Genomic DNA, 25,561 nt, shown 5'->3' on the forward strand with positions numbered 1-25,561 from the left:
AGACCTTAGCGCGGGGCGGCGGTCCGGGGCGGACAGGTGGGCGGACCCGCCCGCGACGCGGTCGGTCCCGTTGTCCACAGGCAACCCACCGCACCGGTTCCGGCCAGTAATCTCGCCCGCATGGAGCAGAGGTATCTCGGCCGTACCGGCCTGCGCGTGTCACGCATCGGACTCGGCACCCTCACCTGGGGCCGGGACACCGACGAGCACGCCGCCGCGGACATGCTGAAGGCGTTCTGGGAGGCCGGCGGCACCCTCGTCGACACCGCGGACGTGTACGGCGACGGGGAGGCGGAGTATCTGCTCGGACAGCTGATGGACGGCCTCGTGCCGCGCCGGGACCTGGTCGTCTCCACCAAGGCCGGCAGCGTCCCCGACCCCGATCGCCGCTTCGACGGCTCCCGGGGCCATCTGCTCGCCGCGCTCGACGCCTCCCTGGCCCGCCTCGGCACGGAGTACGTCGACCTGTGGCACGTCCACGCCTACGACCCCGAGACCCCGCTGGAGGAGACGCTCCAGGCCCTCGACCTCGCGGTGAGCAGCGGCCGGGCCCGGTACGCCGCCGTCTCCAACTTCAGCGGCTGGCAGCTGGCCAAGGCGGCCACCTGGCAGCTCGCGGCGCCGGGCACCCGCACCCGGCTGGCCGGTACCCAGATGGAGTACTCGCTGCTCCAGCGGGGTGTGGAACGCGAGGTGCTGCCGGCCGCGCTCGACCTCGGCATGGGCCTGCTGCCCTCCTCCCCGCTCGGCCGGGGCGTGCTGACCGGCAAGTACCGGCGCACCACTCCCCCGGACTCGCGCGGCGCCTCCGAGCACCTGGCGCCGTTCGTCGAGCCGTACCTGGACGACACCGCGACCCGGATCGTCGACGCGGTGACGACGGCCGCCGACGGGCTCGCGGTCACCCCGCTCCAGGTGGCCCTCGCCTGGATCCGGGACCGGCCCGGGGTGGCCGCGCCGATCGTCGGCCCGCGCACCGCCCAGCAGCTCGCGGCGGCGCTGTCAGTGGAGGCCCTTACGCTTCCTGACGAGATCTGCCGGGCGCTGGACGATGTGTCGGCGCCCGTGCACCGCTATCCCGATCACGACTGGAGCACGCTGTGAGCACGGAGCCGGAGACCACGGAGGAAGCCGGGCCGAGGACGCCGGACACACCGGGGACCGCGGAGCGAGGGGCCGCGCGCGGACGGGGCGGTGCGGACGACCACGGCACGACGACGGGCACCGCGGACCACGGCACGACGACGGGCACCGCGGAGAGGACCGCGGGGACCGGGGAAGCCGAGGGGGCCGAGGGGACGGGGGAAGCCGAGGGGGCCGAGGGAACCGGAGCGTCCGGCGGGGCGGAGGGCGCCGAGGTCTCCGAGATCTCCGGGGCGGCCGGAGAGGCCGAGGGCTCCGGGGACACCGGCGGGTCCGCGGTCTTCGAGACGGCCGGAAGGGCCGAGGGCTCCGGGACGGTCGAGGCGGCCGGAGAAGCCGAGGGCTCCGGGGACGCAGACGGGTCCGAAGTCTCCGAGACAGCCGGAGAGGCCGAAGGCTCCAGGGACTCCGGCGGGGCCGGGAGCCCCGGGGACTCCGAGACGGCCGGGAAGGCCGAAGGCTCCGGGGCGGCCGACGGGTCAGCGGACTCCCAAGGCTCCTCGGACTCCGAGCAGTCCGAGGGTGCCGCGAGTGCCACCGGTGCCGAGGGTGGCGACGGGGGGCGGAGGTCCGAGGCCGAGGCCGAGTTGGCCGCGCAGCGGATCGAGCGGGAGCGGATCGAACGGCGCAAGGCGGAGCGGCACGGCCCGATCGACAGCGGCGCCAAGCTCAGCGGCACGGCGGCCGACCTGCTCGCGGCGGTGCGGGCCGTGGAGAGCGGCGAGAAGCCGCCGGCCACGGTGTTCGCCGAGCCCGCGCCGGAGACCGTGGCGGCCGTACGCCGCGTGCTGGCCGAGGGCGGCGCGCCCGACGCGCTGGCCCCCCAGGTGGCGACGGTGCTCGGCGAGGGCGCCGACACCGCGCTCCGGGAGGACCCCTGGCAGTTGCTCCGGGTCGGCGGGGTACGACCGGAGCAGGCGGACGGCTTCGCGCGGGCGCTGCTCGGCGCCGCCTGCGCACCGGACGACGAACGCCGGGGCCGCGCGGTGACCGTCTGGCTGCTGGAGCAGGCGGCCGTGGCCGGGCACACCGCCCTGGAACTGCCCACGCTCACCACGGCGCTGGGCCGGCAGGGCGTACCGGACCCGGACGCGGCGGTGCAGGGCACGCTCGCCGAGGGCGAGGCGCTGGTGTTCCAGGACGCCCTGGAGGAGCCCGGTGCCCCGGCGGTGCGGGGCTCCGCCGACGAAGCAGACGCAGAGGAGGAGGAGCGGCCGGTCCGGGTCCTGGTCGGCCTGGAGCGGTACGCGCTGGCCGAGGAGAGCCTCGCCGACGGTCTGGCGCGGCTGGTCAACTCCCCGCCCGCCGAGGCCGGGCAGTCCTGGGATGAGGTCGCCGCCGCCCTCTCGGGTGGTGCGGCCGAGCTGGCCCGCGCCGTCGCGGGGCACGGTCTGGTGCTGCACACCGGCGGGGAGGCGGCCCGCGCCGAACCGGCCGCACTGCTCGGTGCCGCCCGCGCCGCGGGCCTGCGGGCCTTCGCCGTCTGCCACGCCCCCGACGGGCTCCGGCGCACGTCCGCGCAACCGGGCGGGGCCGCGGTGGAGCCGGGCACGGGCACGGTGGCCGGGCTGCTGTCCGGTGCCGAGGGCCCGGGCCGGGACGCGGACGGAACCCTGGAGCTGGACCTGCTGATCGTGCTGGACGCGCCCCAGCTCGACGTGGAGGGCGCCGCGGCGCTGGTGGAGTCCCTGCCCGACGGGGCCCGGCTGGTGCTCAGCGGCGACCCGGGGGTGCTGTGGTCCGCCGGTCCGGGCCGTATCTTCGCGGACCTGCTGGCCGCCCGCGTCTGCCCGCAGATCGCCTCCCGGCTGCCGGACCCCGGGCCGATCGGCGAGCTGGTCTCCGGCATCGGCGCCGGCGAGCTGAACCAGGTCGCCGCCCCCGGCAAGGAGGTCGTCATCGTGCCGGTGCGGGACGCGGGCGAGGCCGTGCACCGGACGGTGCAGCTGGTCGCGGACTCGGTGCCGCGGGCGATCGGCGTCCCGGCCGACCAGACCGTGGTGATCACCCCGGGCCATGGCGGCGCCGCGGGCACCCGCGCCCTCAACTCCGCCCTGAAGGAGCGCCTCAACCCCGGCCCCGGGCGGTTCGGCGGCTTCGACCCCGGGGACCGGATCGCCTACACCCCCGCGCCGGGGCGCACGGTGCCGGGCGTGGTGGTGAAGGCCGACGCCGACGGGCTGCACCTGTCGTGCGCCGGCGTCCCCGTCGTCGTACCGCGGGAGCGGGTGGAGGGCGGTGTCCGGCACGGCTGGGCGCTGACCGCGCACCAGGCGGCGGGCGCCCGCTGGCCGGCGGTGGTCGTGGTGCTCCCCGGTGACGCCGCGCAGGCGCTCAGCCGCCCCTGGGTGTACACGGCCTTCAGCCGGGCGGAACGCCACCTGTCCGTGGTCCACGGGGTGGAGCAGGCGCTGCCGAAGGCGGTGGCGGAGGTCCCGCCGAAGCCCCGTACGACCCGTCTGCGGACGCTGCTGCTCACTCAGCGGACGGACTGACCCCGCCGCCTCCGCGTCGCGGCGGTGCCGTGCCGGCCCAGGCCCCACGGCACCGCCGCCCGGTCACTTCTCGGCGTCGAGCGGTTCCAGCTCCTCGTCGTCGTCGACGAAGTCGAGATCGTCGTCGTCCTCGCCGTCGGAGGCGTCGTCGTCGAAGACCGCGCTCACGTCGAACCGGCACACCACCCGCTGCGGATCGACGTGCTCGAACGGCGCCTCCAGCCACTCCCCGGCCTCGGGCGGTTCCTCCGCCGCCGTGACCCAGAGCGTGGAGTCGCCCTCCTCCAGGCCGAACTCCTTGTGCCGGGAGGCGATCTCGTCCGGTTCGAACTCGCCGAAGAGGATGCCCAGCGCCCCCGGGACGGTCCCGGCGGCGTCGTCGTCCGCGCCGTCGTCGTACTCCGCCGCCTCGACCCGCTGGGCCTGCGCCAGCAGCCGCTGGGGTTCCGCCACGGTGTAGTCGCGGCGGATCAGCACGCTGATCGCGTTCGGCTCCTCGGGGCCCGCGTACGGCGGCAGCGTCTCCTCCGCACCGGGGATCTCGAAGGGCGTGACCTCGTCGTAGCGGTCGTAGAGCAGCTCGTCGTACGCCTCGGCGGCCGCGGCCAGCTCGTTGAACGCCTCGGAGACGGCCGGATCGTCCTCCCCCGACCTGCGTTCTACCGCGGCCAGATGGCGGTCGAGCGCGGTCTTGACCGCCTCGGCGGCGGCGCGTACCTCGGCAGCGGTGGGCTGCGCAGCATCAGACATAGTGCAGACGCTATCCGTACCGGGCACCAGCCCGCACAATAGATGCGATGCCGGAATACGAATTTGTCGACGTGTACGTGCCTCGCGGGGTGTCCCGCGGGGAGGCCACACGTCTGCTGACGGACCATGCCGAGTACGGACACTGGGAGTTGGACCGACTGAGTCTGTTGCGCGACGGCAGCCGCAGGGTGCGGTTGCGCCGGCGGATCATCCGCCAGGTGCGAGCCACATGGTGAGTCCGGGGGTGTGACCGGACGAGAACGGAGCGGGCCCGGCCGGCATGGCAGGGCCCGCTCCGTTTTCCGGTCAGGCCGCGGACCGGGCCTTTCGGTAGAGCACCGCACCCGCGAGCAGCGCGCCGGCGCCGGCCGGCAGCGCGATGCCCAGCGGCACCTCGCCGCCCGTGTGGGCGAGCTGGGCACCGGCCGGCGGCCGGGCGGCGCGGTCCGTCCGCGCCGACGCCCGGACCGCGCCGTGGGCCGTGGAGCCTCCCGCGGCGGGCCGGCCGCCCGTACCGGGGTGCCCCGGCTCGCCGGGCCGGTGCGGAGTGCCCGGGGTGCCGTGAGTACCGGGGTTGCCGGGGTGAGCGGGGTGACCAGGATCACCCGGGTGTCCCGGGTGCCCCGGCTCTCCGGGGTGTCCCGGCTGCCCGGGTCGTCCGGGCTTCCCCGGCGGGTTGCCGTGTCCGCCGTCCGGCGGCCCGCCGTGCCCACCGCCGTCGTCGGCGCAGCCGTTGCCCGTGGTGGCGTCGCCGATGCCGATGACGTCGACGCTGTTGCCGCAGACGTTCACCGGGATGTCGACCGGCACCTGCACGGTGTTGCCGGACCCGACGCCCGGCGAGCCGTCGGCGCGGCCGCTCGCGTGCGCGCCGCCGGAACCGCCGGAGCCGCCGTGCGCACCTCCCGGAGCGCCGTCATGGCCGGCGCACGAGTTCCCCGCCGCCGGGTTGAGCAGCCCGACGACGTTCACGGTGTTGCCGCAGACGTTCACCGGCGCGTGCACCGGCACCTGCACCGTGTTGCCGGACAGTACGCCGGGTGAGCCCCCGGCGGCGCCCGCCGCGCCCGCGTCGGCGTGTGCGTATCCGCTCGCGGCGGCGATCACGCCGGTCGCCGCGGCCATGGTCATCAGGCCCTTGCGCGTGCCCTGTCGCATAACTTGGGTTCCCCCCTGCCTTCGTGCCTTGGTTCTCGGAGGAGACCGGTCGGCCCCAGAGCGCACGGCGTGCGCTCCGGGGCCGACGGCTCGTCAAAGTGCGCCCCTCAGGGAGCCGGCGTCAGCTGTTGACGCAGGCGTTACCGAAGGTGGGGTTCAGAAGCCCGATCACGCTGATCGTGTTGCCACACGCGTTCACCGGGACGTGCACGGGGGCCTGGACGACATTGCCGGACACGACGCCCGGGGAGTGCACGGCGGCACCCTGGGCACCGGAGTCGGCGACGGCGAGGCCCGCACCCGCGAGAACCAGACCACCGGTGGCGGCCGCGGCAGCGACGATCTTCTTGATCATTACATCCTCCTAGTTGGCAAACGCCCAGTGGGCGGTGTGATCCCGAAGCGCGGGATCACATCAACTGCAACGAGGAGGAACTAATGAAGCTACGAACTGATCGTCGCATTCACCCTTCTCAGGCGGTCTCGTACGAATGCCCGAATCCCCGGCGCGCGGCCGCCGCCGGGGACCGGCCTCAGGAGGCGTCGATGAACCGGTCGAGCACCCGCACGCCGAACTGGAGCCCGTCCACCGGCACCCGCTCGTCCACGCCGTGGAACATCCCGGCGAAGTCCAGTTCCGGCGGCAGCTTCAGGGGGGCGAAGCCGAAGCCGCGGATGCCGAGGTCGTCGAAGGACTTGGCGTCGGTGCCGCCGGAGAGCATGTACGGGATCGCCTTGGCGGTCGGGTCCTCGGCGAGCAGCGCGGACTGCATGGCCTCCACCAGGGCGCCGTCGAAGCCGGTCTCCAGCGCCTTGTCGGAGTGCACGTCCTCGCGGCGGACGCGGGGGCCGAGCAGCCGGTCGAGGTCGGCGAGGAACTCCTCCTCGTGGCCGGGCAGGAACCGTCCGTCGATGTGCGCGGTGGCCTCGCCCGGGATGACGTTGACCTTGTAGCCGGCGTTCAGCTGGGTGGGGTTCGCGGTGTTGCTCAGGGTCGCGCCGATCAGCTTGGCGATGCCGCCGAGCTTGGCGATGGTCGCCTCCATGTCCTCCGGGTCCAGCTCGGTGCCGAGCGCGTCGCCCAGTTCGTCGAGGAAGGCCCGGGTGGTCTTGGTGACCCGGACCGGGAACGTGTGCCGGCCCACCCGGGCGACCGCCTCGGACAGCTCGGTGATGGCGTTGTCGCGGTGGATCATCGACCCGTGCCCGGCGGTGCCGGCCACGGTCAGCTTCATCCAGTGCATGCCCTTCTCGGCCGTCTGGATCAGGTAGAGCCGCCGCTGGTCGTTCACGGTGAAGGAGAAGCCGCCGACCTCGCTGATCGCCTCGGTGACGCCCTCGAACAGCTCGGGGTGGTGGTCGACCAGGTAGCGGGCACCGTAGGTGCCGCCCGCCTCCTCGTCGGCGAGGAAGGCGACCACGATGTCCCGCGGGGGCCGGCGTCCGCTGCGCAGCCGGTCGCGGACGACCGCGAGGGTCATCGCGTCCATGTCCTTCATGTCGACGGCCCCGCGCCCCCACACGCATCCGTCGGCGACCTCGCCGGAGAACGGGTCGTGGGTCCAGTCGACGGCGTTGGCCGGTACGACGTCCAGGTGGCCGTGGATGAGCAGCGCGGGCCGGGACGGGTCCTCGCCCTCGATGCGGGCCACCGTGGAGGCGCGGCCGGGGTGCGACTCGTAGATCTTCGGTTCCAGTCCGACCTCGGCGAGCTTCCCGGCGACCCATTCGGCGGCCTTGCGCTCGCCCGGCCCCGAGTGGTCGCCGTAGTTGCTGGTGTCGAACCGGATCAGCTCCCGGCAGAGGTCCACGACCTCGTCCTCGCCGGTGACGCCCCTGGCCGTGTCCGTCTCGCTCACGGTGCTTCCTCCCGCTGTCACTGCTGGTGGTCCCCCCATCCTCTCTCCGCCCGGGCCGGGGCCCAAGACCGGTCCCGGCACGTCACACACCGTTCACGCGGGACCGGTCCCGGGACGGGGGGTGATCAGCCACCCCCGAAAGCCTGGTAATGTTTCCTTCGTCGCCGCGAGGGAAACCCCGCCGAAAGGGAGATCTCGCACGACAGACACCTTGTCCGGGTGGCGGAATGGCAGACGCGCTAGCTTGAGGTGCTAGTGCCCTTTATCGGGCGTGGGGGTTCAAGTCCCCCCTCGGACACCAGCAAGGCCCCTGCCGCGGCGGGGGCCTTTCGCGTGCCCCGGCACAGCCTCCCGGAAGCCTGCCCGAACGGCAGCCCTTTCCGGAACCGGCGGCCCTTCCCGGGCCCTCTGCCCTCCCTGGGCTCTCTGCCCTCCCCCGACCCGCTGTCCTTCCTAGACTTGAGGGGTGGCCCGGTCCAACGCCGAGGTCGAGGCGCTGCTCCAGGAGTACGCCGATCTCCTCGCGATCACCGGAGGCGACACCTTCAGGGCGCGCGCCTACGAGAAGGCGGCCCGGGCGATCGGCGGGTATCCGGCCGACGTCTCCACGCTGGACGCCGAGGGGCTGCGGGAGATCCCGCACGTGGGACGGTCGATCGCCGAGAAGGTGACCGAGTACCTGCGCACGGGCCGGATCTCCCTGGTCGAGGAGGGCCGGGCGAGGGTCCCGGCCGGGGTGCGCGAGCTGGTCACCATTCCGACACTGGGCCCGAAGAAGGCGCTGCGGCTCTACGAGGACCTGCACATCTCCTCGGTGGACCAGCTGGCCGCGGCCCTGGACGACGACGCGCTGGCCGGTCTGAAGGGGTTCGGGGAGAAGACGCGGGAGAACATCCGGCACGGCATCGAGCTGCTCCGCCGGGCGGGCGGCCGGGTGCCGCTGGGGCTCGCGCTGGACACCGCCGAGGAGATCGTCGCCGCGCTGTCCGCGGTGCCGGGGTGCGCGCGGTGTGCCTACGCCGGTTCGCTGCGCCGGATGCGGGAGACCGTCGGGGACCTGGACGTGCTGGTCGCGGCGGAGCGGTCGGCGCCGTTCATGGAGGCGCTGTGCGCGCTGCCGGTCACCGCGGAGATGATCACGCGGGGCGCGAAGAAGACGTCGGTGCGCACCGGCGAGGGGCTCCGGGTCGACCTGCGGGTGGTGCCGCCTCGGTCGTGGGGTGCCGCGATGCAGTACTTCACCGGCTCCAGGGCGCACAACATCCGCACCCGGACCATCGCCGTGCACCTGGGACTGAAGCTGTCCGAGTACGGGGTGTTCGACGCCGGCGGCGGGGAGCCGGTCGCCTCCCGCACCGAGGAGGAGGTGTACGCGCGGCTGGGCCTGCCGTGGATCGCGCCGACGCTGCGCGAGGACCGCGGGGAGATCGAGGCGGCGCTGGGCGGCGAGCTGCCCGAGGTGGTGACCGAGCGGGACATCCGCGGCGACCTGCACACGCACACCGATCTCACGGACGGCCTGGCCCCGCTGGAGACGATGGTGGCGGCGGCCGCGGAGCGCGGCTACGCGTACTACGCCGTCACCGACCACGCGCCCGGCCTGTCCATGCGGCGCATGACGGACGGGAGGATCCTCGCCCAGCGGGAGCGGCTGCGGGAGCTGGACGGCGCCCGCCGCCGCATGCGGCTGCTGCACGGCACCGAGCTGAACATCGGACCGGACGGGGAGGTGGACTGGCCGGCGGAGTTCCTGGCCGGCTTCGATCTGTGCGTGGCCTCGCTGCACTCGCACTTCGACCTGGACCGGACGGCGACGACGCGCCGGCTGGTGCGGGCCTGCGAGCACCCGTACGTCAACATCATCGGCCATCCGACCACCCGGCTGATCGGCAGGCGGCCGGGCGTCGACGCGGACTGGGACGCGGTGTTCGCGGCCTGCGCGCGCACCGGCACCGCGCTGGAGGTCAACGCCCGGCCGGACCGGCTCGACCTGAGCGACGCGGACATCCTGCGGGCCCGGGAGCACGGGGCGCGGTTCGCCGTGAACTCCGACGCGCACGCCGTACCGCACCTCGCGCAGTTGCGGTACGGCGTCGGCACCGCGCAGCGCGGCTGGCTCACCGGGGACGATGTGATCAACACCTGGCCGCTGGCCCGGCTGCGCGGGTTCCTGCGCAAGGGCCGGCGGGTCTGACCTCCCTGCTCATCGCGGCGGGCGCACCACGAGGGTGCCGTCGTCCGCCTGTTCGACCCGGGTGCCGTGGCGGCGGGCGTGTCCGTCGAGGACGGCGCGCAGCCAGGCGGCGTCGTCGGGGGCGGCGTGCTCCAGGCGCAGCCGTCGCGCCCGCAGCGGCACCATCCGCAGACCGGTCAGCCGGCCGGTGCCGGACTCGGCCGACACCAGGTACAGCAGCCGCAGGTCGTCGCGGTAGCGCTCGTAGCCGCCGATGCCCTCGTAGTCGTTGACGAGGTCGCCGCAGCCGTACAGGACTAGCCGGTCGCGGTAGACCTCCGGCGGGCGCGGATGGTGCGAGGAGTGGCCGTGCACGACGTCGGCGCCCGCGTCGACGAGCGCGTGGGCGAAGCGGATCTCGTCGCGGGGCACGGTGTAGCCCCAGTTGGGGCCCCAGTGGACGGACGCGACGACGAGGTCGCCGGGGCGCCGTACCCGGCGCAGGCGGTCGGTGAAATCGGCCGCGGCGGCGGGGGTGGGACCGGTGACGAGGGCGACGCCCGGCCGGTCGGCGGTGGCGGCCCAGCCGGTCGGGATGCCGCTGGAGGGCATCCCGAAGGCGAGGACCAGGAGGCGTCCGCCGCTGCGCAGCGGTACGGTCGCGGGCCGCCATGCCGCGGCGGCGTCCCGGCCCGCCCCCGCGGTGCGCAGCCCGCCCGCGGCGAGGCTGTCCAGGGTTTCGCGCAGGCCCGCCGGGCCGAAGTCGAGCACGTGGTTGTTGGCGAGGACGCAGACGTCGGGGCGGGCGGCGGTGAGGCAGGGCAGGTTGGCCGGGTGCATCCGGTAGTGGACGCCCTTGCCGGCGGCGAAGGCGCCGTCCCCGGTGACGGCGGTCTCCAGGTTGACCACCCTGGCGTCCGGCGCGGCGCGCTCCAGGACGGGCAGTGCGTCGCCCCAGGGCCAGGCGGGGTCCGCGGGCCGGGGCACCGGTCCGTTCGCGGCCTCGGCCAGGGCGACGTAGTCCCGGGCGTCGCGCACATGGCTCTCCCGCAGGGCCGGGTCGCCGGGGTGCGGGAGGATCTGGTCGACGCCCCGGCCGAGCATGACGTCCCCGGCCAGGAAGAGGGTGACGGGCCTCGCGGGCATGGGCCCCGCCTACACGTGCGCGGGCGCCATGTGGTCCGTGAACCAGTCGCGGGCCAGTGCGGTCACCCGCTCCAGCGTGCCGGGTTCCTCGAAGAGGTGGGTGGCGCCGGGGACGACCGCCAGCCGGTTCTCGCAGCGCAGTCGTGCCTGTGCGTCCCGGTTGAGGCCGAGCACCTGTGTGTCGGCGCCGCCGACGATGAGCAGGGTGGGGGCCGTCACCCCGGGCAGCCGGGGTCCGGCCAGGTCGGGCCGGCCGCCGCGGGAGACGACGGCGGCGGGCCGTGCGGCGGGGTCGGCGGCGGCCCACAGTGCTGCGGCGGCGCCGGTGCTGGCGCCGAAGTAGCCGAGGGCGAGCCCTTCGGCGTCGGGCTCCTCGCGCAGCCAGCGGGTGGCGTCCAGCAGCCGGCCGGCGAGCAGTCCGATGTCGAACACGTTGCCCCGGTCGGCCTCCTCCTCGTCGGTGAGCAGGTCGAACAGCAGCGTGCCGAGCCCGGCCCGGTGCAGTCCGGCGGCGACGTACCGGTTGCGCGGGCTGTGCCGGCCGCTGCCGCTGCCGTGGGCGAAGACCACAACGCCGGTGACGCCCTCGGGCAGGGTGAGCCGTCCGCCCAGTCGCACGGCGCCGGCCGGCACCGTGACCTCCCGGTCGGCGGCGGCGGTGCCCGCGGTGTGCCGGTGGCGCCGGGCGGCCTGCCGCAGACAGGCGGTGACCTCCTCGTCCTCGACCTGGCTGAAGTCGGTGTAGAACTGGCCCACCGCGGCGAAGTCCCAGGGGGTGTCCAGGCACACCAGTTCGTCGGCTTCGCCGCCCAGCCGCCGGGCGAACTCACGCGGGGCCACGGGGACCGCCAGCACGATGCGGGCCGCACCCCGGGCCCGGGCGATCCGGCAGGCGGCCCGGGCGGTGGAACCGGTGGCCACGCCGTCGTCCACGACCACGGCGGTGCGGCCGGCGACGGAGAGCGGCGGTGCCGCGCCCCGGTAGCGCGCGCCCCGGTCCGCGAGGACCCGCCGTTCGTGTTCCTCGACCCGGGCGAGGTCGCGCGCCGAGACCCCGGTGCCGTGCAGCACCTCCTCGTTGATCACGCGTACGCCGTCCTCGCCGATCGCCCCCATCCCCAGCTCGGGCTGGCGGGGCACGCCCAGTTTCCGCACCAGGCAGACGTCGAGGGGCGCGTCGAGCGCCGCGGCGACCTCCGCGGCGACCGGTACCCCGCCGCGCGGCAGCCCCAGCACGACGAGGTCCTGGCCCCTGAGGTACTCCAGGCGGGCGCCCAGCCGCCGCCCGGCTTCCAGCCGGTTCCCGAAGTGCACGGCGGGCCCCTCACTCCCGGGAGAGCCAGAGCGGCGCCGGGCCGTCCGTGTCGGCCGCCCCGGTCGCCTTCATGTCACCGTCGGCGGCGCGCAGCAGCAGACGGCCCATGGCGATCAGCGCGCGGCCGGCGGCGAGTTCGTCGCCTATCTCCGGCATCGCCCGGTCGTAGGGGCTGCGGCGGGCCTCCGCGCGGCTCTCCAGGACGTTGTCACCGGTGTCCAGGACGAGCCGGGCCGTGGTGTCCGGGTCGTGCTCGGACAGGTACACGTTGAGCCGCCACTCCTTGACGGCCGGAGGACGGCTGCTCACGGGTCGGGTCATCGTCCGTCTCGCCTCCCTCTGCCGCGGCCGGACCCGGTGCACCGGTCCGGCCCCTTCCACTGTGCACCCCGCCGCGGGCGGACGCCTCCCCGGTTGCGGGCAGAATGTCGGCCATGACCTCGCGCGACTGTCCCTGCGGACTCCCCCGGCCCTACGACGCCTGCTGCGGCCGCTTCCACACGGGTCCGGCGACCGCGCCGACCGCCGAGCTGCTGATGCGCTCGCGGTACAGCGCGTTCGTGCGGGGGGACGCCGGCTATCTGCTGCGCACCTGGCATCCGCGGACCCGGCCCGGGCGGCTGGAGCTCGACCCGCGGATGCGGTGGACGGGGCTGGAGATCCTCGGCACCACCGACGGGTCCGCCTTCCATGCCACGGGGACGGTGACGTTCCGGGCCTCGTACCGGGGCGGTTCGCTGCACGAGCGGAGCCGGTTCGAGCGGGTGGACGGGGCATGGGTGTACGTGGACGGGGACTTCCCGGAGGACTAGACGGGACTTCCCGGAGGACTGGCCGGGGACTTCCCGGGGGACTGGCCGGGGACTTCCCGGGGGACTGGCCGGGACATCCCCCACCCGGTCCTCAGGGCGCCAGGATGTCCAGTTCCTGGAGGGCTCCCACGGTGATCTGCCGGGTCAGTTCCTCGGCGCGGGCCGCGTCGCGGGCGCGGACCGCCTCGGCCACCCGCACGTGCAGGGTGACGGCCGCCGGGTCGGGTTCCTCGAACATGACCTCGTGCTGGGTGCGGCCGGTCAGGACCTCCGCGACGACGTCGCCGAGGCGGGCGAACATCTCGTTGCCCGAGGCGGTGAGGACGACGCGGTGGAAGGCGACGTCGTGGACGAGGTACTGCTCCAGCCGGTGGCCGCGGGAGTTGGCCACCATGCCGAGCGCGCACTCGGTGAGTTCGGCGCACTGCGCGGCCGTGGCGCGCTGGGCGGCCAGGCCCGCCGCGACGGGTTCGACCGCGGAGCGCAGCACGGTGAGCGAGCGCAGCTGGTGCGGGCGGTCGGCGCCCGCCAGGCGCCAGCGGATGACCTGCGGGTCGTAGACGTTCCACTCGGCCTTGGGGCGGACCGTGACACCCACCCGGCGGCGGGACTCGACCAGGTGCATGGACTCCAGGACCCGGACCGCCTCGCGCATCACGGAGCGTGACACCTCGTAGTGCTGGGCGAGTTCGTCGGTGCGCAGGACGCTGCCGGGCGGGTACTCGCCCGCCGTGATCGCGGGACCGAGGGAGTCCAGTACATGGCCGTGCAGCCCCCGGCCCCGTGTGCTCATGCACTCAGCGTACGGCGTAGGTCACAGCCTTAAAAAGTCAGACTTATATGTCACACACTCTTGAATTCGTCGTACCTAATGCGTTTCAGTGTGGCGACGCCGCAGTGGCGTCGGATGTCGAGGAAGACAGCGAGGCAGTCATGCGAACCCCCCAGGTCGTCGTTGTGATGGGCGTCGCGGGGACGGGCAAGACCACGATCGGTCCCCTGCTCGCCGCGCGGCTGGGCGTCCCGTACGCCGAGGGCGACGACTTCCACCCGCAGGCCAACATCGACAAGATGTCGGCCGGCATCCCGCTCGACGACGCCGACCGGTGGCCGTGGCTCGACGCCATCGGTGACTGGGCGCACGGCCGGGCCGGACTGGGCGGGGTGGTCAGCAGCTCGGCGCTGAAGCGGTCGTACCGCGACCGCCTCCGGGCCTCTGCCCCCGGGATCGTGTTCCTGCACCTCACGGGTGACCGGCGGCTGATCGAGGAGCGGATGACGCAGCGGCAGGGGCATTTCATGCCGACCGCGCTGCTGGACTCCCAGTTCGCCACCCTCCAGCCGCTCCAGCCGGACGAGGCGGGAGTCGCCGTGGACGTCAGCGGCGGCCCGCAGGAGATCACCGAGCGTGCCGTGCAGGCCCTCGCGGCGCTTCCCGACACCGCGGGCAGCTCCAAGTAGCACCCGTCAGACCCCCCTGTAACCGCAAGGAAACCCCGTGACCAGACTCAGCGTCGAGGTGCTGGCAGCGGACGCCCCTCCGCCGATCACCTCCGCCGGGCACGCCCAGCTGGGCATCGCCGTCCTGGTGGGCATCGCCGTCATCGTCGTGCTCATCACCAAGTTCAAGCTCCACGCCTTCCTGGCCCTGACCATCGGGTCACTGGTGCTCGGTGCGGTGGCGGGAGCGCCGCTCGACAAGGCCATCACCAGCTTCACCACCGGACTCGGCTCCACCGTGGCCGGCGTGGGCGTCCTGATCGCGCTCGGGGCGATCCTGGGCAAGCTCCTCGCCGACTCCGGCGGCGCCGACCAGATCGTGGACACGATCCTGGCCAAGGCCGGGGGGCGTGCCATGCCCTGGGCGATGGTGCTGATCGCCTCCGTGATCGGCCTGCCGCTCTTCTTCGAGGTCGGGATCGTGCTGCTGATCCCGGTCGTGCTGATGGTCGCCAAGCGCGGCAACTACTCCCTGATGCGCATCGGCATCCCGGCGCTGGCCGGTCTGTCCGTGATGCACGGTCTGATCCCGCCGCACCCCGGTCCGCTGGTCGCGATCGACGCGGTCAAGGCCAACCTGGGCGTGACCCTGGCGCTCGGCATCCTGGTCGCCATACCCACGGTGATCATCGCCGGTCCGCTGTTCTCCAAGGTCGCGGCCCGCTGGGTGGACGTGCCGGCGCCCGACCGGATGCTGCCGCAGCGCGCCTCGGACGAGCTGGAGCGCCGGCCGGGCTTCGGCGCGACGCTCGCCACGGTGCTGCTGCCGGTGGTGCTGATGCTGGCCAAGGCGCTGGTGGACATCGTCATCGACGACCCCGCCGACCACACCCAGCGCGTCTTCGACGTCGTCGGCTCCCCGCTGATCGCCCTGCTGGCGGCCGTGCTCGTCGGCTTCTTCACGCTGGGCCGGCCCGCCGGGTTCACCAAGGACCGGCTCCAGCGGACCGTCGACAAGGGTCTGATGCCGATCGCCGGCATCCTGCTGATCGTGGGCGCGGGCGGCGGCTTCAAGCAGACGCTGATCGACTCCGGGGTCGGCCAGATGATCCTGGACGTCTCCAAGGACTGGTCGATCCCGGCGGTGCTGCTGGGCTGGCTGATCGCGGTCGCGATCCGGCTGGCGACCGGCTCGGCGACGGTGGCGACGGTCTCGGCGGCCGGCCTGGTGGCGCCGCTCGCGGCCGACATGTCGACCACCCACGCGGCCCTGCTCGTCCTCGCCGTCGGCGCGGGCTCGCTCTTCTTCAGCCATGTCAACGACGCGGGTTTCTGGCTGGTGAAGGAGTACTTCGGGCTGACCGTCGGGCAGACCGTCAAGACCTGGTCCGTGATGGAGACCATCATCTCGGTGGTCGCGGGCGGCCTGGTGCTGCTGCTGTCCCTGTTGATCTAGCGTCGGACACCGGGCACCGGCCGAGGACTCCCGGGCCCCCGCTCCCCATCCGCCCCGCCCCCCGGCCACCGGCCGGGGGGCGGTCGTGCGAGGTGCCGCCGGAGAACCGGGCGGTACGGACGCGGTCGGTGGAGGCGCCGGCCCGCCTCCTCGGTTCACGGCCGCCACAGCGGATGCTCACGTGCCGCCCACTCCCCGCTCACCGTGCCGGTGCGCAGGCCGCGCCTCGCCTCCGGGTCCCCCAGCGCCATGCCGATGTGGCCGGCCAGGACCACGCCGACCGTCAGGGCCAGCCAGTCGTGCACGAAGGTCGCCGACGTGCGCCACATCAGCGGGGTGAGGTGGGTGAACCACATCATCAGGCCCGTGCCGAGCATGACCAGGGTGGCACCGGCGATCCACGCGGCGTAGACCTTCTGACCGGCGTTGAACTTGCCGGCCGGCCGGGAGGCGTGCCGTCTGTCGCGGCGCAGGGCGGCGCGCAGCCAGACCCGGTCGTGCGGGCCGAAGCGGTCGAGGAACCGCAGGTCGGCGCGGAAGGCCCGGGAGGCGAGGCCGAGCAGGACCGGCACCGGCAGCGCGAGGCCCGCGCACTCGTGGACGCGCACGACCAGTTCCCGGCGGCCGACCGCCACCGCCAGCTGCGGGATGTAGAGGACGGCGGCCGTCACCACGCAGACGCCCATCAGCGCCGCCGTGCCGCGGTGCACCCACCGCTCGGCCCGGGTGAAGCGGTGGACGCGGGCACCCGGCGGTGCCGGGGTCTCAGTCCGTGGGCTCATCGGTCCGTCCGTTCGAGCGGCCGACCCAGGCGTCGACGTCGTAGCCGAGGTTCTCCCAGTAGCCGGGCCGCACGCGGTCGGTGACCGTGATGCCGGAGAGCCACTTGGCCGACTTGTAGAAGTACATCGGGGCGACGTAGAGGCGGACCGGGCCGCCGTGGTCATGGCCGATGTCCTCGTCCCGCATGCGCAGGGCGACCAGGACGTCCGGGCGGCGGGCCTGGTCGAGGGTGAGGCTCTCGGTGTAGGTGCCGTCGAAGCAGGTGAAGCGGAGGGCCCTGGCGGAGCGGTGGACGCCCGCCGCGTCGAGCAGCGCGGACAGCCGTACGCCCTCGAAGGGCGTGCCCGGGACCCGCCAGCCGGTGACGCACTGGACGTCCCTGACCAGCCGGGTCTGCGGCAGGGCGCGCAGGTCGGCGAGGGTGTAGCCGCGCGGGTGGTCGACCAGGCCGTCGATGGTGAGGCGGTAGTCGGCGGCGGTGCGGTGCGGGACGGAGGAGGCGACGGAGTAGTAGCGGAAGCCGCCGCCGTTGGGCAGCAGACCGGTCAGGCCGGTGGGGTCCCGGTCGGCGACGCCGCCGAGGAAGCCTTCGAGGCCGCGTTGGAGCGTGGGCGCCGCGGCCACGCCGAGGGCGCCCAGCGCGAGGGTGCCGAGGAAGACCCGGCGGCCGATGGGCCGGCCGTCCTGCTCCTCGGATGGTTCAGGATTCACGTGTTCATTCGAGCACTCGGGGCCGCGCGAAGCCAGGGGGCGGGGCGACGGCCGAAGTTCCGCCGTCCCTCCTCGGGTACGGCTCCGGGAGTCCCGGCGTTCAGCGCCCGAGCGCGCGGGTCCGCGCCGTGTGGAAGGCCGCCAGCGGGTCGCGGTGCGCGTACGCCCAGGGGGCCGGGGTGGCCTGGTCGCCGATGCGCTGGAACAGGGCCGCCGCCTCGGCCGGACGACCGGCGCAGGACAGCGCGAAGGCGAGGTGGTTGAGGTCGACGAGGCGGCGCGGGTGCTCGTCGTGCTCCCACTCCAGCCACCAGTCGAAGGAGGCGCGCAGCAGGCGCCGCGCCCGGGGGCCGGACCAGTGTCCGGAGGCGGCGGGGTCGGCGGGGGCCAGACCGGTGGCGGCCAGGACCCGGTACCGCTCGGCGTAGGCGACGACCGGCAGGACGGCCAGCGGGGAGTCCGCGGGGGCCTCGGCGGCGGCGAGTTCGGCGACGTCGTACGCCTCGTGACTGTCGGTCCGGCCGCCCCCGGGCCGTTCGGCGAGGCAGGCGATCAGCAGGTGGTGGGCGTGGTGGTGCTCGGGGTGGCGGCGGCACAGCTCGGTGAACGCCGTGAGCAGGTCGCTCTCGGAGCCGCGGGCGCGGGCGAGCAGGAGCAGGCCGAGCCAGGGGGTGGGGTCGGCCGGGGCGAGGGCGGCGGCCCTGGCGCAGGCCGCGCGGGCCCGGCCGGGTTCCTCCGTGCCGCGTAAGGCCCGCTGGACCCGGGCCAGGGCGTACAGCGCGGCGGCGTCCGCGGATCCGGGTTCGGCGGCCAGCCAGTCGTCCGCCCGGGCGGCGGCGCGGGGGGCGCGGGCGAGCACGGTGAGGCGGTGGCCGCGGCGGTCCCAGTCGTCGCCGGTGTGTGCCAGCAGGGAACGGGCCGGCTGCCACCGGCCCTGGGCGAGGGCCGCCCGGACGGCACCCAGTTCGACGTCGTCGAGGGCGGCGTCGAAGGCCGTCCCGAGGGCGCCCGGGTCGTGGTGGGCGGTCTCGCCGGCGAGGTCCGGCGCGGCCCGGCGAGCGCCGAGCAGAGGCGGGGAAGGGGGCACCGCGGAGCTTCCTGTTTCTCGGGCTGTCATCGGCCGAAGACGCACAGCAAACCCCCAGCCAAGGATCACGTCAAGCGGCATAACACTGGTATCGACTTCAACTACCTTGCGGCACACGGACCTTGTGGTTCCCGACGCAGGTGGGACGGGCCGGGCGGGCGGAACCCGGGACCTTCGCTGTGGCATATGCCATGCCTTCACGAGCCGAGCACCCCGGCTTCCTGTGGCGTACGCCATGGCGGTCCGCGTCCGGGCGCAGCAGCATGGCGAGTCAGCCGCCCGGTTCCGGGTACTTCCGGGGCATTGGTGTCCCGGTGGCGCTACAGTCGGCCACTACGCGCCCGTGGTCCGGCCGGATGATCGAGGTACACAGCGTGTCCGTTCTGGTTCTCCTCCTCGCCGTGAGCGCGGCCTGCTGCCTCGGTTTCGGCTTCGTGCTCCAGCAGAACGCGGCACAGCGGGCGCCGCTGAGCGACTTCCTCTCCTTCCGGCTGCTGCTGGACCTGGCGCGGGTGCCGCGCTGGCTGGGCGGCCTGGGGCTGATGATCGCCGGTATGGTGCTGGGCGCGGTCGCCCTCGGCAAGGGCGAGATCTCGCTGGTCGAGCCGCTGCTCGCGACCAATCTGCTGTTCGCCCTCGCGCTCTCCCGGCACCAGACCAGACAGCCCCTGGGCCGCCAGGGCTGGGCCGGCCTGCTGCTGCTCGCGGGCGGGGTCAGCGCGTTCATCATGGCGGGCGAGCCGCGCGGCGGCACGGCCGTCACCGATCCGCTGCGGCACTGGCTGATCATCGGCGCGGTGGTGGGCGCGGCCCTGCTCCTCACGGCGTGCGGCAGACGCTCCCGGCTCAGCTGGGGCCCGGTGCTGCTGGCCCTGGCGGCCGGGCTGCTCTACGGCGTCCAGGACGCGCTGACCCGGGTGAGCGGCACCCGGTTCTCCGACGGCGGCTTCACCGAGCTGCTCACCGGCTGGCAGCCGTACGGCGTGGTGGCCTGCGGGGTCACCGGTCTGGTGCTGGTGCAGAGCGCGTTCGAGACGGCACCGCTGCGGATGTCGCTGCCCGCGCTGACCGCGGCCGAGCCGCTCGCCGGCATCCTGTGCGGGGTGGGCTTCCTCGGCGACCGGCTGCGCACCGACACCGGGGCGCTGGCCTGGGAGGCGGCCGGGCTCGCGGCCGTGGTGGGGGGCATCGTGCTGCTCGGACTGCATCCGGCCATGCCGTGCGGCACGGGCGAGGAGCGGGGACCCGCCCGGGACCTCCAGCGGCGCTGAGCGGGCGCCCTGCGCGGATACGGGCCCCCTCGGGCCTGCTCGGATACGGGCCCGCGCTCGGGCGCGCTCGCATACGGTCCCGCATGGACTCGCATACGGTCCTGCTTGGATACGGGCATGAACCCTGCTGACGAGATCCTCGACATCGTCGACGAGCACGACCGGGTCGTCGACCGGCGCCCGCGCGGCGAGGCGTACGCCCGCGGGCTGCGGCACCGCTGCGTCTTCGTCCAGGCCCGGGACGCGGCCGGGCGGCTCTTCGTGCACCGGCGCACGGCGTCCAAGCTGGTGTTCCCCTCCCGGTACGACATGTTCGTCGGCGGGGTCGTCGGCGCGGGCGAGTCCTACGACGCGGCGGCGCTGCGCGAGGCCGAGGAGGAACTGGGCGTCACCGGGCTGCCGCGGCCGGCGTACCTCTTCAAGTTCCTGTACGACGACGGCGCCGGGAACAGCTGGTGGTCGGCGGTGTACGAGGTGCGCTGCGAGCTGCCCGTCGAGCCGCAGGCCGAGGAGGTCGACTGGCACGCCTTCCTGCCCGAGGAGGAGGTCGAGCGGCGGCTCGGCGCGTGGGAGTGGGTGCCGGACGGACTGGCGGCGTACGAGCGGCTGCGGGCGTTCCGGGCGGGCCGGTGACCGCCGGGTAGGGTCGCCCGCGTGAGCGAATTCGTACGGAACATCCGGCTGTGGTTCGCCCCGGAGCGGGTGCGGGACGAGGGCGGGACGCCCGACTACCGCTTCTCGCTGGCCAACGAGCGCACCTTCCTCGCCTGGCTGCGCACCGCGCTGGCGCTGATCGGCGGCGGATTCGCGGTGGACCAGTTCCTGCCCCACCTGCGCTGGGCGTGGCGGGTCGGACTCGCGCTCGCGCTGCTGGCGGCCGGGGTGCTGTGCTCGCTGCGCGCGGTGAACCACTGGGTGCGCTGCGAGCGGGCGATGCGGCGCGGCGAGGACCTGCCGGCGTCCCGGTTCCCGGTGCTGCTGAGCCTGGTCGTGGCGGTGGTGGCCGTCGCGATGGTCGTGGTGGTGCTGGCCGGGTGGGCGGGGTGACGGCCGGGCGGCAGACCGCGGACCGGGACCCGGGGCTCCAGCCCGAGCGCACCCGGCTGGCCTGGCGGCGTACGACGCTCTCGGCCACGGTGGCCGCGGTGCTGGCCGTGCGGACGGCGCTGCACGGGGGCCCGACGGCGGCCGGTGTCGTCGCCTGCGCGGTGTGCTGTGCGCTGTGGCTGGGCTTCCTGCGGGTGGCCCACCACCGCATCCGCACCCTGGCCACCACACCCCGCCCGCCCACGCTCGCCCCCCGGCAGGCTACGGCGGCGGTCCTGTGCGCGGTGGCCCTGGCCGTGTGCGCGGCCGTGCTCGTCGCCTGACGTGTGCGCGGCCGTACTCGTCATCCGAGGGGGGTACCCGGAACACCACGCAACCGGTATGCCCGGTCATGCGGCTTTCGCGTGGCGGCCTGTCCGGCGCCACGATCCGTCACCCCCGGAGGTGAGCGCCATGACCACCCCCCACCAGGAACACGCCGAACACGAAACGCACCGGCACGGACCGGACTGCGGGCACAGCGCCGTACCGCACGGCGACCACGTGGACTACGCCCACGGCGGACATCTGCACCGCGAGCACGCGGGCCACTGGGACGAGTGCGAACCGGCCGGCCACTCGGTGCACGCGGACCACGAGCACGTGCACCACGACGAGTGCGGGCACGCGCAGGTGCCGCACGGGGACCACGTCGACTACCTGCACGGCGGACACCGGCACGCCGAGCACGGGGACCACTGGGACGACCACTGACCCGCCCGCGGGCGTCACCGACGGCTCCCCGGACCGCGCACCGGGGGGCCGTCGGCCTATCGTGGCCCCTGTCACGTTCGGCGCGATCTTCCCTTCGCGCACTGGACGGCATACCGACCGGTCGGCATCATGAGTCGGGTCGTGTTGTCCGTCCCTAGGAGTGATGTATGAGCGCCGACCACCCGCCCGGACTCGACCTGGACCGGCTGCGCGCCCTGCTCGACCGCGAACGGCCCGGACTGGTGAGCGGCCCCCTGAGCGGGCGGCTGATCGAAGGCGGACGGTCGAACCTCACCTACGCGCTCTCCGACGGCACGTCCCAGTGGGTCGTACGCCGCCCCCCGCTCGGCCATGTGCTGGCCACCGCGCACGACATGAAGCGCGAACACCGGGTGATCAGCGCCCTGCACCCCACCCGGGTGCCGGTGCCGCGCCCGGTGCTGCTGTGCGAGGACGAGGAGGTCCTCGGCGCCCCGTTCTACGTGATGGAGTTCGTCGAGGGCACCCCGTACCGCACCGCCCGGCAGCTCGTCCCGCTCGGCGCGGAGCGCACCCGGAACGCGGTGCTGGCCCTGGTGGACACACTGGTCGAGCTGCACTCCGTGGACCCCGCCGAGGTGGGCCTCGGCGACTTCGGGCGCCCGGAGGGCTTCCTGGACCGGCAACTGCGCCGCTGGGGCAAGCAGCTGGACGCCTCCCGCAACCGCGACCTGGCGGGCATCGACGAGCTGCACGCGGCGCTCGGCCGTGCCCTGCCCGTCTCCCCCGCCCCCACCGTCGTGCACGGTGACTACCGTCTGGACAACGTACTGATCGGGGACGACGACCGGATCACGGCGATCCTCGACTGGGAGATGTCCACGCTCGGCGACCCGCTGACCGACCTCGGCCTGCTGGTGATGTACAGCCGGCCGCTGGGCATGTCCGACTCGCCCGTCTCCACCACCGCCGAGGCCCCGGGCCACCCCGACCCGCGGGAGCTGGTCGAGCGGTACGCGCGGCGCTCGGGCCGGGACGTCTCGGCCGTCTCCTGGTACACGGCGTTCGCCTGGTTCAAGCTCGCCGTGATCCTGGAGGGCATCCACTACCGGTACACCCTCGGCCAGACCGTCGGCCGGGGGTTCGACCGGATCGGCGACCTCGTGCCCGTCTTCATCGACCACGGACTGACCACTCTCCAGGAAGGCTGACCGGACATGGACTTCGCGTTCGACGCGCGCACCGAGGAGCTGCGCGCCAGGCTCCTCGCCTTCATGGACGAGCACGTGTACCCGGCCGAGACGGTCGCCGAGGAGCAGCGGGCCGCGCTCGCCTCGCCGTGGGACACCCCGGCCGTGGTCGAGGAGCTGAAGGCCGAGGCGCGCAGGCAGGGCCTGTGGAACCTCTTCCTCCCGGACGCCGGGTACGGCGCCGGGCTCACCAACCTCCAGTACGCGCCGCTCGCCGAGATCACCGGCCGCTCCCCGCACCTGGCGCCCACCGCCACCAACTGCGCGGCGCCCGACACCGGGAACATGGAGGTGCTGGCGCAGTTCGGCACCGAGGAGCAGAAGAAGCGGTGGCTGGAGCCGCTGCTGGCCGGTGAGATCCGTTCGGCGTTCGCGATGACCGAGCCGGAGGTGGCTTCCTCGGACGCCACCAACATCACCACGCACATCGAGCGGGACGGCGACGAGTACGTCGTGACCGGTCGCAAGTGGTATATCTCCGGCGCGATGAACCCGGACTGCGCGATCTTCATCGTGATGGGCAAGACGGACCCGGACGGCGCCGACATCCGCCGCCAGCAGTCCATGGTCCTGGTCCCACGCGACACCCCGGGCGTCACCGTGAAGCGGGCGATGCAGGTCTTCGGCTACGAGGACCACTCGCACGGCGGCCACGCCGAGGTGGTCTTCGACCACGCGCGCGTGCCGGTGGCGAACCTCGTCGGCGAGGAGGGCGGCGGCTTCGCCATCGCCCAGGCCCGGCTCGGTCCCGGCCGCATCCACCACTGCATGCGGCTGATCGGCATGGCCGAGCGGGCGATCGAGCTGATGTGCCGGCGGGCCGTGTCCCGTACCGCCTTCGGCAAGGCCCTGGCCCAGCAGGGTGTGGTCCAGAACTGGATCGCCGACGCCCGGGTCACCGTGGAGCAGCTGCGGCTGCTGGTGCTGAAGACCGCGTGGCTGATGGACACCGTCGGCAACAAGGGCGCGCACACCGAGATCCAGGCCATCAAGATCGCCACCCCGCGCGCGGTGGTCGGCATCCTGGACCGCGCGATCCAGCTGCACGGCGCGGGCGGCGTGAGCCAGGACTTCCCGCTGGCCGAGCTGTACGCGAGCGCCCGCACGCTGATGCTGGCCGACGGTCCCGACGAGGTGCACCAGCGGTCGCTGGCACGCCGGGAGCTGAAGCGGTACCGGTGACCGCGGCGCCGGTGCGGGGGCGCGCGCCGCGGGCCGCCGCACCGGTCGCCGCCGTCCCCCGTGCCGTCGGCGCGCGCTGGTTTCCGTATGTCTTCGCGCCCCGTTGAGTGCGCGCCCGGTGTGTGGTGGTGTACCTCTTCTGTCGTACCTCTTCAGGGAGCGACCGGGGCACGGCCGGTGGCGGGGCGGGGGGAAGCGTGACCGAGGGGCTGGACCACGCGGAGTGGGACACGGCGGCCGGGTCCGGCGTGACCCTGGAGCGGCTGCTGTCGGTGGTGGGCTCGGGGGCCCTGGAGCTGGACACCGCGCCCGGCGGCCTGGCGGTGGTCGTCGGCGGTGTCACCGTGCTCGACGTGCTGGCCCCGGAGGTCCGGCCGCGCGAGCTGGTGCTCGCGGTCGGTGTCGCCGCCGGGTCGGCCCAGGCGGTGGACGTGGTACGCCGGGCGGGCGCCGCGCGGGCCGCCGGTGTGGTCTTCGGCCCGGACCGCCCCGAGGGGACCGGTGGCGCCCTGCGGGCCGCCGCCCACGAGGCCGGTACGGCGGTGCTGTTCCGTACCTGGTACCGGTGGGAGGAACTGGTGGCGGTGTTGCGGGCCGGGCTCGCCGCGGCGGGCGTGGTGCCGCCGCCGTCGGCCCGGGGCCTGGTCCTGGGCGACCTCGACGGGCTGGCCGACGCGGTGGCCGCCCTGGTCGGCGGCTCGGTGACCATCGAGGACACCGCTTCGCGCGTGCTGGCGTACTCCTCGACCGAGGAGAACGTGGACGAGATGCGCCGGCTGACCATCCTCGGCCGGCGCGTTCCCCCGTGGCGGGTGGCCGCCATGCGGGACGCCGGGTTCTTCCGGGCGCTGTGGACGACGGACGACGTGCTGCACCGGCGCGCGCAGGGGGAGAGTCCCGAGCGTCTGGTGTGCGCCGTCCGGGCGGGCGGCGAGGTGCTGGGGTCCGTCTGGGTGGCCGCGGTCGCCGGACGGCCGCTGTCCCCGAACGCGGCGGAGGCCCTGCGCGCCGCGTCCCGGGCCGCCGCCGCGCATCTGCTGAACCACCGCACGCGCGGCGCGGACAGCCGACTGGTCGAGGACGCGGCGCGCGCCCTGCTGGAGGGGCGCGGTTCCGCCGAGGTGCTGGCCGAACGGGCCGCGCTGCCGGCACGGGAGCCGTGCGCCGTGCTGGCGGTGGGCGTCGCGACGGGCACCCCGACGCCGGGGCCGTCCGGCGGTCCGGCCGGGAGCGGGACCACCACACCCGGTCCGGGGCCATCCAGCACACCGGCCAGGAGCCGCACCGGCACACCCGGACCGGCGCCGTCCAGCACACCGGCCAGGAGCCGGACCGGCGCACCGGGACCGGAACCCTCCGCCGCACCGGCCGAGAGCGGGACCGGCACACCGGCCGGAGGTAAGGCCGGCTCACTGGGCTCGGGAACATCCAGCACACCGACCAGAGACCGCACCACACCCGGACCGGAACCCTCCGCCGCACCGGCCGAGAGCGGGACCGGCACACCGGCCGGGACTGAGGCCGACGCAGTGCACTCGGGAACATCCAGCACACCGACCAGGAGCCCGACCGGCACACCCGGGCCAGGGCCGTCCAGCGCACCGGCCAAGGGCCGGACCGGCGCACCGGGGTCGGACACATCAACCGCCCCCGCCCGGGGCTGGACCGGCACACCCGGACCGGGACCCTCCGCCGCACCGGCCGCGAGCGGGGCCGCCGCACCGGTCGGGGGCGGGGCCGGCGCGCCGGTC

26 protein-coding genes and 1 tRNA gene are annotated in these 25,561 nt (G+C 74.4%); 16 read left to right on the forward strand and 11 right to left on the reverse strand.

Annotated elements, in window-relative coordinates; genetic code table 11:
- Positions 1 to 120 precede the first annotated feature (120 nt).
- Both IF37_RS0128205 and IF37_RS0128210 read left to right on the forward strand, forming a co-directional pair.
- Positions 121 to 1,104, forward strand: coding sequence for an aldo/keto reductase (locus IF37_RS0128205; RefSeq protein ID WP_030748440.1), 984 nt, complete (start codon positions 121 to 123; stop codon positions 1,102 to 1,104).
- Positions 1,101 to 3,638 carry a helix-hairpin-helix domain-containing protein gene (locus IF37_RS0128210; RefSeq protein ID WP_030748442.1) on the forward strand — a complete coding sequence of 846 codons (2,538 nt, stop codon included), beginning with the start codon at positions 1,101 to 1,103 and terminating at the stop codon, positions 3,636 to 3,638. Before IF37_RS0128205 ends, IF37_RS0128210 begins: the two co-directional genes overlap by 4 nt.
- 63 nt (positions 3,639 to 3,701) lie before the next feature.
- Here IF37_RS0128210 and IF37_RS0128215 read toward each other — a convergent pair whose 3' ends face one another.
- Positions 3,702 to 4,388 (reverse strand): hypothetical protein, encoded by a 687-nt coding sequence (locus IF37_RS0128215; protein WP_030748446.1) that lies wholly within the window; start codon positions 4,386 to 4,388, stop codon positions 3,702 to 3,704.
- A gap of 47 nt (positions 4,389 to 4,435) precedes the next feature.
- Here IF37_RS0128215 and IF37_RS42610 point away from each other — a divergent pair, with 47 nt between their 5' ends.
- Complete coding sequence (locus IF37_RS42610; protein WP_079165918.1) at positions 4,436 to 4,624, forward strand: DUF5703 family protein; 189 nt, start codon at positions 4,436 to 4,438, stop codon at positions 4,622 to 4,624.
- 70 nt (positions 4,625 to 4,694) lie between these two features.
- On the opposite strand, the gene IF37_RS0128220 is transcribed toward IF37_RS42610, so the two are convergent.
- From IF37_RS0128220 to IF37_RS0128230, 3 genes are all read right to left on the reverse strand, one after another.
- Positions 4,695 to 5,546 (reverse strand): chaplin family protein, encoded by an 852-nt coding sequence (locus tag IF37_RS0128220; RefSeq protein WP_030748449.1) that lies wholly within the window; start codon positions 5,544 to 5,546, stop codon positions 4,695 to 4,697.
- Positions 5,547 to 5,667: 121 nt separating this feature from the next.
- The gene (gene chpH, locus IF37_RS0128225) at positions 5,668 to 5,901 is read right to left on the reverse strand and encodes a chaplin ChpH (protein ID WP_030748451.1); all 234 of its coding nucleotides are present in this window, start codon (positions 5,899 to 5,901) and stop codon (positions 5,668 to 5,670) included.
- 178 nt (positions 5,902 to 6,079) lie between these two features.
- Positions 6,080 to 7,405 (reverse strand): M20/M25/M40 family metallo-hydrolase, encoded by a 1,326-nt coding sequence (locus tag IF37_RS0128230; RefSeq protein WP_030748454.1) that lies wholly within the window; start codon positions 7,403 to 7,405, stop codon positions 6,080 to 6,082.
- A 213-nt stretch (positions 7,406 to 7,618) separates the two neighbouring features.
- Between IF37_RS0128230 and IF37_RS0128235 the strand changes: the two genes are divergently transcribed.
- Together IF37_RS0128235 and polX are read left to right on the forward strand one after the other, a co-directional pair.
- Positions 7,619 to 7,706: transfer RNA gene (locus IF37_RS0128235), tRNA-Leu, on the forward strand.
- Between the two features lie 165 nt (positions 7,707 to 7,871).
- Positions 7,872 to 9,599, forward strand: a complete 1,728-nt coding sequence (gene polX / locus IF37_RS0128240; protein WP_030748457.1) for a DNA polymerase/3'-5' exonuclease PolX — start codon at positions 7,872 to 7,874, stop codon at positions 9,597 to 9,599.
- Positions 9,600 to 9,608: 9 nt separating this feature from the next.
- Here polX and IF37_RS0128245 read toward each other — a convergent pair whose 3' ends face one another.
- The 3 genes from IF37_RS0128245 to IF37_RS0128255 are packed head-to-tail and all read right to left on the reverse strand — an operon-like array spanning position 9,609 to position 12,360.
- Positions 9,609 to 10,724 (reverse strand): CapA family protein, encoded by a 1,116-nt coding sequence (locus IF37_RS0128245; protein ID WP_030748461.1) that lies wholly within the window; start codon positions 10,722 to 10,724, stop codon positions 9,609 to 9,611.
- 9 nt (positions 10,725 to 10,733) lie between these two features.
- Positions 10,734 to 12,038: a phosphoribosyltransferase family protein gene (locus IF37_RS0128250; RefSeq protein WP_030748464.1), complete on the reverse strand. Its 1,305-nt coding sequence runs from the start codon at positions 12,036 to 12,038 to the stop codon at positions 10,734 to 10,736.
- Between the two features lie 10 nt (positions 12,039 to 12,048).
- On the reverse strand, positions 12,049 to 12,360 hold the full coding sequence (locus tag IF37_RS0128255; protein WP_030748467.1) for a dsRBD fold-containing protein: 312 nt from the start codon (positions 12,358 to 12,360) through the stop codon (positions 12,049 to 12,051).
- 113 nt (positions 12,361 to 12,473) lie between these two features.
- Between IF37_RS0128255 and IF37_RS0128260 the strand changes: the two genes are divergently transcribed.
- Positions 12,474 to 12,851: a YchJ family protein gene (locus tag IF37_RS0128260; protein ID WP_030748470.1), complete on the forward strand. Its 378-nt coding sequence runs from the start codon at positions 12,474 to 12,476 to the stop codon at positions 12,849 to 12,851.
- A 91-nt stretch (positions 12,852 to 12,942) separates the two neighbouring features.
- Here the strand turns inward: IF37_RS0128260 and IF37_RS0128265 are convergent, their stop codons facing one another.
- Positions 12,943 to 13,644: a FadR/GntR family transcriptional regulator gene (locus tag IF37_RS0128265; protein ID WP_030748473.1), complete on the reverse strand. Its 702-nt coding sequence runs from the start codon at positions 13,642 to 13,644 to the stop codon at positions 12,943 to 12,945.
- Between the two features lie 140 nt (positions 13,645 to 13,784).
- Between IF37_RS0128265 and IF37_RS0128270 the strand changes: the two genes are divergently transcribed.
- Both IF37_RS0128270 and IF37_RS0128275 read left to right on the forward strand, forming a co-directional pair.
- Positions 13,785 to 14,312 carry a gluconokinase gene (locus IF37_RS0128270; RefSeq protein ID WP_030748476.1) on the forward strand — a complete coding sequence of 176 codons (528 nt, stop codon included), beginning with the start codon at positions 13,785 to 13,787 and terminating at the stop codon, positions 14,310 to 14,312.
- Positions 14,313 to 14,349: 37 nt separating this feature from the next.
- Positions 14,350 to 15,747 (forward strand): GntP family permease, encoded by a 1,398-nt coding sequence (locus IF37_RS0128275; RefSeq protein ID WP_030748479.1) that lies wholly within the window; start codon positions 14,350 to 14,352, stop codon positions 15,745 to 15,747.
- A 155-nt stretch (positions 15,748 to 15,902) separates the two neighbouring features.
- On the opposite strand, the gene IF37_RS0128280 is transcribed toward IF37_RS0128275, so the two are convergent.
- From IF37_RS0128280 to IF37_RS0128290, 3 genes are all read right to left on the reverse strand, one after another.
- A complete protein-coding gene (locus IF37_RS0128280) occupies positions 15,903 to 16,529 on the reverse strand; it encodes a cytochrome b/b6 domain-containing protein (protein WP_030748481.1) in 627 nt (208 codons plus the stop codon).
- Positions 16,513 to 17,241, reverse strand: coding sequence for a molybdopterin-dependent oxidoreductase (locus IF37_RS0128285; RefSeq protein WP_030748483.1), 729 nt, complete (start codon positions 17,239 to 17,241; stop codon positions 16,513 to 16,515). The genes IF37_RS0128280 and IF37_RS0128285 overlap by 17 nt, the downstream gene beginning before the upstream one ends.
- A gap of 100 nt (positions 17,242 to 17,341) precedes the next feature.
- Positions 17,342 to 18,328: a hypothetical protein gene (locus tag IF37_RS0128290; protein WP_030748486.1), complete on the reverse strand. Its 987-nt coding sequence runs from the start codon at positions 18,326 to 18,328 to the stop codon at positions 17,342 to 17,344.
- A gap of 374 nt (positions 18,329 to 18,702) precedes the next feature.
- Here IF37_RS0128290 and IF37_RS0128295 point away from each other — a divergent pair, with 374 nt between their 5' ends.
- The 8 genes from IF37_RS0128295 to IF37_RS40970 all read left to right on the forward strand — a co-directional run.
- Positions 18,703 to 19,599: a DMT family transporter gene (locus IF37_RS0128295; protein WP_052845410.1), complete on the forward strand. Its 897-nt coding sequence runs from the start codon at positions 18,703 to 18,705 to the stop codon at positions 19,597 to 19,599.
- 117 nt (positions 19,600 to 19,716) lie between these two features.
- Positions 19,717 to 20,232: an NUDIX domain-containing protein gene (locus IF37_RS0128300; protein ID WP_030748491.1), complete on the forward strand. Its 516-nt coding sequence runs from the start codon at positions 19,717 to 19,719 to the stop codon at positions 20,230 to 20,232.
- A gap of 21 nt (positions 20,233 to 20,253) precedes the next feature.
- On the forward strand, positions 20,254 to 20,646 hold the full coding sequence (locus IF37_RS0128305; RefSeq protein ID WP_030748495.1) for a YidH family protein: 393 nt from the start codon (positions 20,254 to 20,256) through the stop codon (positions 20,644 to 20,646).
- Positions 20,643 to 20,969: a DUF202 domain-containing protein gene (locus tag IF37_RS0128310; RefSeq protein WP_030748497.1), complete on the forward strand. Its 327-nt coding sequence runs from the start codon at positions 20,643 to 20,645 to the stop codon at positions 20,967 to 20,969. The genes IF37_RS0128305 and IF37_RS0128310 overlap by 4 nt, the downstream gene beginning before the upstream one ends.
- A 130-nt stretch (positions 20,970 to 21,099) precedes the next feature.
- Positions 21,100 to 21,399 (forward strand): hypothetical protein, encoded by a 300-nt coding sequence (locus tag IF37_RS0128315; RefSeq protein ID WP_030748500.1) that lies wholly within the window; start codon positions 21,100 to 21,102, stop codon positions 21,397 to 21,399.
- A gap of 167 nt (positions 21,400 to 21,566) precedes the next feature.
- Positions 21,567 to 22,589, forward strand: coding sequence for a phosphotransferase family protein (locus tag IF37_RS0128320; protein ID WP_030748503.1), 1,023 nt, complete (start codon positions 21,567 to 21,569; stop codon positions 22,587 to 22,589).
- Positions 22,590 to 22,595: 6 nt separating this feature from the next.
- Positions 22,596 to 23,810, forward strand: coding sequence for an acyl-CoA dehydrogenase family protein (locus IF37_RS0128325; protein WP_030748506.1), 1,215 nt, complete (start codon positions 22,596 to 22,598; stop codon positions 23,808 to 23,810).
- A gap of 197 nt (positions 23,811 to 24,007) precedes the next feature.
- The coding region (locus IF37_RS40970) for a hypothetical protein (RefSeq protein WP_052845409.1) at positions 24,008 to 25,561 on the forward strand (1,554 nt) is incomplete at its 3' end.

The sequence above is a fragment of the Streptomyces sp. NRRL S-31 genome, from assembly GCF_000718775.1.
Taxonomy (GTDB): Bacteria; Actinomycetota; Actinomycetes; order Streptomycetales; family Streptomycetaceae; genus Streptomyces.

Bases quoted from the DNA above. Each gene is read 5' to 3' on its own strand.
- IF37_RS0128265 (WP_030748473.1), bottom strand. From the start codon at position 13,644: ATGAGCACACGGGGCCGGGGGCTGCACGGCCATGTACTGGACTCCCTC.
- IF37_RS0128220 (WP_030748449.1), bottom strand. From the start codon at position 5,546: ATGCGACAGGGCACGCGCAAGGGCCTGATGACCATGGCCGCGGCGACC.
- IF37_RS0128320 (WP_030748503.1), top strand. From the start codon at position 21,567: ATGAGCGCCGACCACCCGCCCGGACTCGACCTGGACCGGCTGCGCGCC.
- IF37_RS0128260 (WP_030748470.1), top strand. From the start codon at position 12,474: ATGACCTCGCGCGACTGTCCCTGCGGACTCCCCCGGCCCTACGACGCC.
- IF37_RS0128245 (WP_030748461.1), bottom strand. From the start codon at position 10,724: ATGCCCGCGAGGCCCGTCACCCTCTTCCTGGCCGGGGACGTCATGCTC.
- IF37_RS0128205 (WP_030748440.1), top strand. From the start codon at position 121: ATGGAGCAGAGGTATCTCGGCCGTACCGGCCTGCGCGTGTCACGCATC.
- IF37_RS0128255 (WP_030748467.1), bottom strand. From the start codon at position 12,360: ATGACCCGACCCGTGAGCAGCCGTCCTCCGGCCGTCAAGGAGTGGCGG.
- IF37_RS0128215 (WP_030748446.1), bottom strand. From the start codon at position 4,388: ATGTCTGATGCTGCGCAGCCCACCGCTGCCGAGGTACGCGCCGCCGCC.
- IF37_RS0128270 (WP_030748476.1), top strand. From the start codon at position 13,785: ATGCGAACCCCCCAGGTCGTCGTTGTGATGGGCGTCGCGGGGACGGGC.
- IF37_RS0128280 (WP_030748481.1), bottom strand. From the start codon at position 16,529: ATGAGCCCACGGACTGAGACCCCGGCACCGCCGGGTGCCCGCGTCCAC.
- IF37_RS0128300 (WP_030748491.1), top strand. From the start codon at position 19,717: ATGAACCCTGCTGACGAGATCCTCGACATCGTCGACGAGCACGACCGG.
- IF37_RS0128325 (WP_030748506.1), top strand. From the start codon at position 22,596: ATGGACTTCGCGTTCGACGCGCGCACCGAGGAGCTGCGCGCCAGGCTC.
- chpH (WP_030748451.1), bottom strand. From the start codon at position 5,901: ATGATCAAGAAGATCGTCGCTGCCGCGGCCGCCACCGGTGGTCTGGTT.
- IF37_RS42610 (WP_079165918.1), top strand. From the start codon at position 4,436: ATGCCGGAATACGAATTTGTCGACGTGTACGTGCCTCGCGGGGTGTCC.
- IF37_RS0128315 (WP_030748500.1), top strand. From the start codon at position 21,100: ATGACCACCCCCCACCAGGAACACGCCGAACACGAAACGCACCGGCAC.